The sequence below is a fragment of the Pseudomonas sp. Sample_20 genome, assembly GCF_004307585.1.
Classification (GTDB): domain Bacteria; phylum Pseudomonadota; class Gammaproteobacteria; order Pseudomonadales; family Pseudomonadaceae; genus Aquipseudomonas; species Aquipseudomonas atacamensis.
The window spans coordinates 33,289-40,627 of sequence record NZ_RCOA01000036.1 but is presented as its reverse complement, the minus strand read 5'-3'; the positions used below and the strand labels follow the sequence as shown (position 1 = coordinate 40,627).

The window sequence follows — 7,339 nt, the reverse complement described above, 5'->3', positions numbered from 1 at the left end:
ATGTTGAATGTGCCGCCCTCTTCGCGAGCAAGCTCGCTCCCACACTGGATTTTGCGTGTCGCCGGGATTTGGCACACGCCGCAAAAACCTGTGGGAGCGAGCTTGCTCGCGAATGCATTGGGTCAGGCAATGAAGATGTTGAATGTGCCGCCCTCTTCGCGAGCAAGCTCGCTCCCACACTGGATTTTGCGTGTCGCCGGGATTTGGCACACGCCGCAAAAACCTGTGGGAGCGAGCTTGCTCGCGAATGCATTGGCTCAGGCAATGAAGATGTTGAATGTGCCGCCGTCTTCGCGAGCAGGCTCGCTCCCAAAGGGATCTGCGGCGAGGCTCAGACTTGCAACAACTGCCGGGTCATCGCCATCGAGGTTTCCAGCGACTGTCCGGTGCGCTGCAATTTGTTCAGCAGGCTCGCGCCGAGCCAGAGCTGATACAGCGTCTCTGCCAACTTCCGCGCATCGCCCTCCGGCAGGCTTTTGTCGGTCTGGCCTTGTTCGATGCATTCGGTGATGCGCGCGACGATGCGTTCGGCGCCGTCGCGCAAGGTCAGGCGCATTGATTCGGACAGGTCGGCGACTTCGGCGCTGAGTTTCACCACCAGGCATTCATCGCCGTGGCCTTCGAGGGTGCAGCGGTTCTGCCAGCCCTGCCAGTAATCCATCAAACGCTCGAAGGCCGTCAGCCCAGGCAATGTCAGGCGGCGCTCCATGTCGGCGAGGTAGTCGACGAAGTAATCCTCGAGCAGCGCCTGGCCGTACAACTCCTTGGATTTGAAGTAGTGATAGAACGAGCCCTTGGGCACGCCGGCGGTCTGCAGGATCTCGTTGAGGCCGACGCTGGTGAAGCCCTTCTCGGCCATCATCCGGTGGCCGGTGTCGAGCAAGTGTTGGCGGGTGTCGTCAAAGGTCGGCTTCATGGTGCGCAAAATTCCAGACAATAGACCAGTCGTATAGTTTTCAGGACCGGGAGTTTGCCATAACCGACGGGCAAAAACATTTTCTGAAAAAATTACTAGACGACTGGTCTAATTGGAAACTATGCTGCGCCCCGACACACAAATTCATGCGGCACCGACAACAAGCGAATCCCTCGCCTTCTGCCGATGCCAGACCAACCCACGGGTGCTCTATGAAAATCTTGATGGTTCTGACTTCCCACGATCAACTCGGCAACACTGGCAAGAAAACCGGTTTCTGGCTGGAAGAGTTCGCCGCGCCCTACTTTGCCTTCAAGGACGCCGGCGCCGACGTCACCCTGGTATCGCCCGCCGGCGGCCAGCCGCCGCTCGATCCGAAAAGCGATGAGCCAAGCGCGCAGACTGCCGAAACCGATCGCTTCCGCGCTGATCCGGCCGCACAACAGGCACTGGCCACTACTGGCCGGTTGGCTGATGTGAAGGCCGAAGATTTCGATGCCGTGTTCTACCCAGGCGGCCACGGCCCGTTGTGGGATCTGGCCGAAGACAAGGCCTCGATCGCGCTGATCGAAGCCTTCGACCGCGCCAACAAACCTCACGGTTTTGTCTGCCACGCACCCGGCGTATTGCGTCATGTGGTGCGCGCTGACGGCCAGCCGATCGTCAAAGATCGCGACGTCACCGGTTTCACCAACGCCGAAGAAGCTGCTGTTGGTCTGACTGACGTGGTGCCGTTCCTCATCGAAGACGAGTTCCAGCGTCTGGGCGGGCGTTACTCGAAAGTCGCCGACTGGCAGGTGCATGTGGTCGCTGACGGTCAACTGGTCACCGGCCAGAACCCGGCCAGCTCCGCCGCCGTTGCCGAAAAGCTGTTGAAGATGCTCGGCTGAATCCCTCGCTCCAACCCGATCAACGCCGCGTGCGTACCGCCCGGCGTTGTTTTTTTGCCCAGTCAATAGTCGACTGGTCTAATCAGATTCAAGGCTTACTCCATGAATAACGCTTTTTTCACGCCCGCTAAATTGGGCAACCACACCCTGAAAAACCGCATCGTCCTGCCGCCTCTCACCCGCCAGCGCAGCACGCAGCCGGGCAATGTCGCCAACGAGTTGATGGCCGAGTATTACCAGCAGCGCGCCGGTGCCGGTTTGCTGGTCACCGAAGGCACGCAGATCGAACCGCGCGGGCAAGGTTATGCGTGGACGCCGGGCATTCACACGCCGGAGCAGATCGCCGGTTGGCGCAAAGTCACCGAGGCGGTGCACGCGGTGGATGGCGTGATCTTCGCCCAGCTCTGGCATGTCGGTCGGGTCTCGCACACGGCGTTGCAGCCCAACGGCGATGCGCCGGTGTCGGCCTCTGCGGTCGCCACGGATCGCGTCAGCGTGTTCATCGAAACCGCGCCCGGTGCCGGTGAACTGGTGCCCCCGTCCGCTCCGCGCGCGTTGAGCACCGATGAAGTGCAGGAACTGATTCAGCTGTACATCCAGGCCGCGCGCAACGCGATGGATGCGGGTTTCGACGGCATCGAACTGCACTGCGCCAACGGTTATCTGGTCAACCAGTTCATCTCCGCCCACAGCAACCTGCGCACCGACAAATACGGCGGCTCGCTGGACAATCGCTTGCGCTTTTTGCGCGAAGTGGTGGCCGGCGTCGCCGAATGCATTGGCAAGGACAAGGTCGGTGTGCGTTTCGCGCCGTTGTTCACTACAACCGATGAAGCGCGGACATACCTGGGCCTGGTCGAGGAAGATCCGCACACAACTTACATTGCCGCGATCAAGATTCTTGAAGACGTCGGCATCGCCTACCTGTCGATCGCCGAAGCCGACTGGGACAACGCGCCAGCCATGCCGCAGACCTTTCGCCAGGCCGTGCGCGACACGTTCAGCGGCGCGATCATTTATGCCGGTCGCTACACCGCCAAAACCGGGGCGCAATTGCTTGAGTCGGGGCTGGCGGATCTCGTCGCGTTTGGCCGACCATTCATGGCCAACCCGGACCTGCCGGCGCGGATTGCCAATGACTGGCCGTTGAACCAATTGAATCCGGCGACGGTGTATGGCGGTGGTGCCGAGGGTTATATCGACTATCCGACCTACCCCGCCTAAGAACCCAAAACAAGTTCCTGTGGGAGCGAGCCTGCTCGCGAAGGCGGTGGGTCAGTCAGCATTTGTATTGACTGACAGGACGCTTTCGCGAGCAGGCTCGCTCCCACAATAGGATGTCAGTGGCCGCCAAACCTATACATATCAAACAATCTGTATAACTATTGGAGTTCGAATCGCCAACCGGACTTTGCTCCATGCCCCCTGCCCACCGCTTGCTCCTGATCCTCGGCGACCAGCTGTCATTCGACCTGGCGTCCCTGCAGCCACTCGATCCCCAGCACGACCTGCTGCTCATGGTCGAGGTCATGGAGGAAGCGACCCACGTGGCCCATCATCCGCAAAAGATCGCTCTGATCTTCAGCGCCATGCGCCACTTTGCCGATGCGTTGCGCGATAAAGGCTTCCGCGTCCAGTACGTCACCCTCGATGACCCGAACAACAGCGGCTCAATTCCCGGCGAACTACAGCGCTGGCAAACCCTCACCGGCGCCGAACAGATTCATATCACAGAATGCGGCGACTGGCGCCTTGAGCAGTCAATCAAAGATTCGGGCTTGCCCGTGCACTGGCACTCAGACAGCCGCTTCCTCTGCTCCCGCGAAGAGTTCTCCCATTGGGCCAGCGGCAAGAAGCAGCTGCGCATGGAGTTTTTCTATCGTGAGATGCGGCGCAAGAGTCGGCTGCTGCTGAACGGGGACGGTACGCCGGTCGGCGGTGCGTGGAATTTCGATGCGGAGAATCGCAAGGCGCTGCCCAAACACGCCAAACCGCCCTACCCGGCACGTTTCGCCAATGACGCAATCACCCAAGAGGTGCTGGCGTTGGTCGGCGAGCGCTTCGCCACGCATTACGGCACGCTGGATGACTTCAATTACCCGGTGACCCACGCCGATGCACAGGCCCTGTGGCAATACTTTCTCGACTATGCGCTGGCCGGCTTCGGTGATTACCAGGACGCCATGGCCAGCGACGAACCGTTCCTGTTTCACGCGCGGATCAGTGCCGCGCTGAACATCGGCCTGCTCGATCTGCGCCAGCTGTGCAGCGATGTCGAGGCGGCTTACTGGTCAGGGAGCATCGGCCTCAACGCGGCCGAAGGCTTCATTCGGCAGCTGATCGGCTGGCGTGAATACGTGCGCGGCGTGTACTGGCTGAAGATGCCGGACTACGCCGAGGGCAACGTGTTTGGCAACTCGCGTCCGCTGCCGGAGTTCTACTGGACCGGGCAGACACAGATGAACTGCATGCGCCAGGCCATCGGCCAAAGCCTGCAACATGCCTACGCCCACCACATTCAGCGCCTGATGGTCACCGGTAACTTTGCCTTGCTCGCCGGGATTGCGCCGAAGGAAATCTGTGAGTGGTATCTGGCGATCTACATGGACGCCTTCGACTGGGTCGAACTGCCCAATACCCTCGGCATGGTCATGCACGCCGATGGCGGTTATCTCGGCTCCAAGCCTTACTGCGCCAGCGGCCAATACATCAATCGTATGTCGGATTACTGCGGCGACTGCGCCTACAAGGTCAAGGAAAGCAGCGCGGACGATGCCTGCCCGTTCAACGCGCTGTACTGGCATTTCCTCATGCGCCACGGCGATATCCTGCGCGGCAATCAGCGCATGGGCATGATGTACAAGAACCTCGACCGCATGCCGCTGGCCAAGCAGGATGCACTGTGGCAACGCGGACAAATGCTGTTGGCGAAACTGGATAGCGGCGAAGCTTTCTAGTGCGTCTCAGGCCTGCCCGGCCATCCCGTTGCGCCCCCCCGCTTTCGCGCGGTACAGCGCCTGATCGGCGGTCTGGATCAACGCCGGCAGCGAATCCAGCTGAGCGCCCGTCCCCACCGCCATACCGATACTCACCGTAATCCGAGCAAACGGACTGCCCGGGTGGGCGATGTTCGCCTGCTGCAAGCGCTCGAGCATCAGTTGCGCCACCACCGTCGCCCCGGCGCTGTCGGTGGCCGGCATGATCACCGCCATTTCCTCGCCACCGTAACGCGCGACCAGATCCGAGGGGCGTCGCACGCAGCCTTCAAGAATCTTGCTGACCGCTTGCAGGCAGGCGTCGCCGGCGACGTGGCCCAAGGCATCGTTGAACAATTTGAAGTGGTCGATATCGATCATCAGCAAGGCCAGCGAGGTCCCGTCACGCTGCGCGCGCCGCGCTTCCACCGTCAGCGTTTCATCGAAACAGCGGCGGTTGGCCAGGCCGGTCAGCGCATCCTTCAGCGCCAGCAATTCCAGTTGTCGATTGGACGCAAGCAGCTGCTGCTGGGCATCGCGCAAGGCTTCTTCAGCCTCGGTGCGGCGGCGGATATCAAGGATCAGGAACCAGCCGATCAACCCGGTCAGCCCTAGCAGCCCGATCACCACCACCGCCGACAGCGCCGCTTCGATGCGCCACGCCGCCAGCGCTTCGTCCTTGCCCAGGGCCACGGTGGTGATCAGCGGTAGCGTTTCGCTTTTGCGGAACGCGTACAGCCGCTCGACACCGTCGAGGCTGGAGGTGTAGGAGGCAGTGCCGACCGAGCGGTCAACGAGGTATTTGGCGTAAATCGGCGATTTGGAGAAGTTGCGGCCCATGTCCTGCTCGCGGAACGGGTAGCGCACCAGCAGCGTGCCATCGGTGTACGACAGACCGATCGCGCCGTCCTGGCCAACGTCGAGCTTGCCGAACACGCGCAGAAAGTTTTCCACCCCCAGCGTCACTGCTACAACGCCAGCGAACTGGCCACCGGCGTCATTGAAGCGCCGACTGATGGTCACCACCCATTCGTGATTGGCACGGCTCTGGATCGGCGGCCCAATGAACGGCTCGCGGCTCCGGTTTTCACGGTGGTGAATGAAATAGGCGCGGTCGCTGCTGTTGGCGCCCTCCGGAATCGGTCGGTTGGAGGACATCAGCCAATGCCCGTTCCGGTCATAGATGATGATGCCGCTGAGCTGGGGCATCAGCGGCTGCTGGCGGTCGATCAGGCTCTGGATGCGCTGAATCTGCGCTGGGCCGTTGCCCTCGGTTTCCAGACGCTCGACCAGCCCGAGCAAGAGCAGCGAGCTTTGCCGGACGATGCCTTCGGTGTAGGTGTTGAGCGCCTGGGTCAGGTTCAGGCCATGCACATCGACCTCGGCCAGCGCACGCTCGCGCGAAGACCAGACTTTCCAGATCGTCAGCGAAGTCAGGGAACAGCCAATCACCAGCAGCAGGAGCATTACAAGGCGAGTATCACGCTTCACGTCAGTACCTTAAGGAAGTCCGGTATCCATTCCAGCCATCATTCGAACGTCGGCACTCACGGCGGCCACGTGTTCCGGGGCGCAAGCATACAAGCAGTGTGCAGCGGCTGCAGCAACAGAGTGTGCAGTGCTAAGCAGCGGGTGCGGCGGGTTTGAGGATTTCCACGAGAAAATCGATGAACACGTTGATCCGGCTCGAACCACGGTGGTTGGGCAAGTACAGCGCGTTGATGCAACTGCTGGCACTGCCGGGATTGACCTCGTAGTGCTCAAGCAAGCGCGTCAGGCGCCCGGCGGCGACGTCATCGCGCACCAGCCAGTCGGCCAGCAGCGCCACCCCGCCACCGCCAATCGCGGCTTCGCGCAGGATGTCGGCGTTGTTGCTTTGCAGGCGACCCGCAACGTTGAGCTGAATCGGCTCTTCGTCGCCCTGAAAGGTCCAGTGGTGATGGCTGCCGCCGTAATCGAAACGCAGGCATTGATGCTCGAGCAGATCCCGCGGATGTTCGAGCACGCCGCTGCGCGCCAGATAATCCGGGCTGGCGACAATCCAACGCTGAAAGTGGCCGACGCGTTTGCTGACGATGTCCTCACTGACTACCGTCGAGCCGAGCCGCACTGAAACGTCGATCTGCTCGCTGAGCAAATCGCTGACCTGATCGCTCAGCGACAGACTGATCTCCAGCCCGGGATGGCGTTCAAGCAAGCGGCTCAGGTGCGGCGCAATCAGTCGCCGGCCAAACTCCACCGGCACGCTGATGCGCAAGCGGCCCTGGGCATCACTGCCACGATCGGCGACCACCGCATCGGCTTCGTCGATGGCATCGAGAATGGCCACGGCCTTCTCGAAATAGGTCTGGCCAGCGACGGTCACGCTGGTATTGCGCGTGGTGCGATTGAGCAGGCTGGCGCCCAACTCGTTTTCCAGCCCCGCCACTTGCCGTGTCACCGAAGACGTCGAAATCCCAAGCTTGCGCGCCGCCGAGGAATAGCCTCCGCAGCGCACGGTTTCAACAAACATCTTCAAGGCCAGCAACTTGTCCATAAGCGGGATCCGGTGGTGAGGG

The 7,339-nt window shown here is 61.3% G+C and carries 6 protein-coding genes; 3 read left to right on the top strand and 3 right to left on the bottom strand.

All coding sequences use genetic code 11. The features are described from left to right. Positions 1–331: 331 nt before the first annotated feature. A complete protein-coding gene (locus D8U70_RS09195) occupies positions 332–916 on the bottom strand; it encodes a TetR/AcrR family transcriptional regulator (RefSeq protein WP_016770670.1) in 585 nt (194 codons plus the stop codon). Positions 917–1,128: 212 nt separating this feature from the next. Here D8U70_RS09195 and D8U70_RS09190 point away from each other — a divergent pair, with 212 nt between their 5' ends. The 3 genes from D8U70_RS09190 to D8U70_RS09180 all read left to right on the top strand — a co-directional run bounded on the left by D8U70_RS09190 (position 1,129) and on the right by D8U70_RS09180 (position 4,763). Continuing rightward, the gene (locus D8U70_RS09190; RefSeq protein WP_122692540.1) at positions 1,129–1,806 is read left to right on the top strand and encodes a type 1 glutamine amidotransferase domain-containing protein; all 678 of its coding nucleotides are present in this window, start codon (positions 1,129–1,131) and stop codon (positions 1,804–1,806) included. A 102-nt stretch (positions 1,807–1,908) separates the two neighbouring features. Then, entirely contained in the window at positions 1,909–3,030 is a 1,122-nt protein-coding gene (locus D8U70_RS09185) for an alkene reductase (protein ID WP_130928685.1), read from the top strand. A gap of 194 nt (positions 3,031–3,224) precedes the next feature. Continuing rightward, on the top strand, positions 3,225–4,763 hold the full coding sequence (locus D8U70_RS09180; protein WP_130928684.1) for a cryptochrome/photolyase family protein: 1,539 nt from the start codon (positions 3,225–3,227) through the stop codon (positions 4,761–4,763). Between the two features lie 6 nt (positions 4,764–4,769). Here D8U70_RS09180 and D8U70_RS09175 read toward each other — a convergent pair whose 3' ends face one another. After that, on the bottom strand, positions 4,770–6,272 hold the full coding sequence (locus D8U70_RS09175; RefSeq protein WP_130928683.1) for a sensor domain-containing diguanylate cyclase: 1,503 nt from the start codon (positions 6,270–6,272) through the stop codon (positions 4,770–4,772). 130 nt (positions 6,273–6,402) lie between these two features. Continuing rightward, positions 6,403–7,317, bottom strand: coding sequence for a LysR family transcriptional regulator (locus D8U70_RS09170; protein WP_130928682.1), 915 nt, complete (start codon positions 7,315–7,317; stop codon positions 6,403–6,405). Between the last annotated feature and the right edge of the window lie 22 nt (positions 7,318–7,339).